The organism is Actinosynnema sp. NPDC023658, from assembly GCF_040639995.1.
Classification (GTDB): domain Bacteria; phylum Actinomycetota; class Actinomycetes; order Mycobacteriales; family Pseudonocardiaceae; genus Actinosynnema.
The window spans coordinates 1-2,020 of record NZ_JBFAAX010000976.1 but is presented as its reverse complement, the minus strand read 5'-3'; the positions used below and the strand labels follow the sequence as shown (position 1 = coordinate 2,020).

Sequence of the window (2,020 nt, the reverse complement as noted above, 5' to 3'; positions counted from 1 at the left end):
CGCGCGGCGGCGCGTTGTGGCGGCTGGCGGTGGACGTCGACCGCGCGGTCCGCGACGTGTGCGCCGACCTGCTCGGCATCGACTGGGCCACGCACTTCCCGGGGGTGCCGGAACAGGACCTGTGCCCGTGACGTCGGTGGGCGAGGGGCGTGCACCCCGTGGCGAGTCCCGGCCCGGCCCGTCACGTCTGACGTCCCGCCGCCGATGAACCTCCCGGCAGGACGTCGCACGGAGGAGCGGGACATGACCGACACGCAGTCGTTGGAGGACCGGATCGCCACGCGCATCCAGGCGTCGTCGTTAGGGGTGGCGGTGGCCGACCCGGTGAACGGACCCGACCAGGGCGTGTACGTCGACAACCCCTACAACGCGATCAACCCGGACCCGCGGAGCAGGTTCGGCAAGGACCCGAGGAACCGGCCCGTGCAGTACGCGCCCAGGTCGGACACGCTGCTGCCGGTCCTCCCGCGGCTCAAGGCGCTGTCCCTCGGCTACGGCGACACCCCGCCCTCCCACTCCGACCGCGTCAAGGCCTACCTCGACTGGGGCGCCGCGCGGGCCGTCAAGCAGCCCTTCGTCGGCGTCTGCGAGAGCTTCAACGCCGTCGTCATCGCCATCCTGGCGGCCAAGAACAGCCCCCTGGCCACCGGCACGGTGATCGAGTACGTCGGCGTGAAGCAGGGGAGCCTCGGGCACGCCATCGCCGTCATCGACCGCGCCAACCGGGTGGAGGCCGTCGGCGAGGCCGTGCCTGCCCCGGGCGAGTGGGGAGCCGACTGCATCGTGGTCGACCAGTGGTACGCCCTCCAGGCGCGCACCGCCCCGGTCTTCCACGTCGCGGGCCCGCACGCCGACCAGGCCTACCTCGCGTTCCTCACCAACGGCACCACCCGCACCGGCCTCTACGGCACGTTCACCAAGGACGGCACCCGCGCCAACATCACCCTCCGGGCGTGATCCCGTAGGATCAGGCGATGCCGTGCTGCTGCAACCACATCTCCAGCACGCCGACCTGCCACAGCTCGTTCCCGCCGACCTTGGTGCGGTGTCCGTTCGGGTCGTCGAGCAGGCTGCTCACGTAGTCGGGGCGCAGGACGCCGCGCTGCCGGGCGGCGGTGGAGCCGAGGGCGTCGCGCACCATGTCGAGCACGTCGCCGTCGAGCCGGGTGAGGGCCGGGACGGGGAAGTAGCCCTTGGGGCGGTCGACGACCTCCGGGGGCAGCACCTCGCGCCCGATGTCCTTGAGGATGGCCTTGCCGCCCTGGCCGGACTTGTGCTCCGGCGGGCACGCCGCGACCAGTTCGACGAGGTCCTGGTCGAGGAACGGCACCCTCGCCTCGACACCCCACGCCATCGCCATGTTGTCGACCCGCTTGACCGGGTCGTCGGGCATCAGCAGGTGGGTGTCGGTCCTCAGCACGGCGTCCAGCGCGGTGTCCGCGCCCGGCCGGTCGAGGTGCCGGGCGAGCAGCTCGCCGCTGGGGTCGTGCTCGTCGAGCCACTCCGGCCGCAGCACGTGCGCGAGCTCGTGGTGGTCGTGGTCGGCGAACGCGTCCCGGAGCAGGTCGGCGGCCCGGTGCCGCGGCGCTCCGGCGGCCGGCTGGTGGTAGCGGTAGCCGCCGAACACCTCGTCCGCGCCCTGGCCGGACTGCACGACCTTGACGTGCCGCGACACCTCCCGGCAGATGAGGTGGAACGCGGTGACGTCGTGGGTGCCCAGCGGCTCGCTCATCGCCGCCACGGCCTGCGCGACGGCCGGGGCGAGCTCGTCGTCCCCGATCCGGAGCTGGTGGTGGTCGGTGCCGAACTTCTGGGCGACGGCGTCGGAGTAGGCGAACTCGTCGCCGTCCAGGCCGTCGCGGTCGGTGAAGCCGATGCTGAAGGTGCTGGGCCGCTGCCCCTCCTCGGCCAGCAGGGCGACCAGGAGGCTGGAGTCGACCCCGCCCGACAGCAGCACGCCGACCTCGACGTCCGCGACCGTCCGCCGCCGCACCGCCGTGCGCAGGGCGTCGCGCACGGC

At 73.1% G+C, this 2,020-nt stretch carries 2 protein-coding genes; one reads left to right on the top strand and one right to left on the bottom strand.

Going from position 1 to position 2,020, the window contains the following annotated elements; all coding sequences use genetic code 11:
* Positions 1-243: 243 nt before the first annotated feature.
* The gene (locus AB0G02_RS37120; protein WP_360804259.1) at positions 244-957 is read left to right on the top strand and encodes a hypothetical protein; all 714 of its coding nucleotides are present in this window, start codon (positions 244-246) and stop codon (positions 955-957) included.
* 10 nt (positions 958-967) lie between these two features.
* Here AB0G02_RS37120 and AB0G02_RS37115 read toward each other — a convergent pair.
* On the bottom strand, positions 968-2,020 hold a 1,053-nt coding region (locus tag AB0G02_RS37115; protein ID WP_360804256.1), incomplete at its 5' end, for an asparagine synthase-related protein.

Bases quoted from the DNA above. Each gene is read 5' to 3' on its own strand.
- AB0G02_RS37120 (WP_360804259.1), top strand. From the start codon at position 244: ATGACCGACACGCAGTCGTTGGAGGACCGGATCGCCACGCGCATCCAG.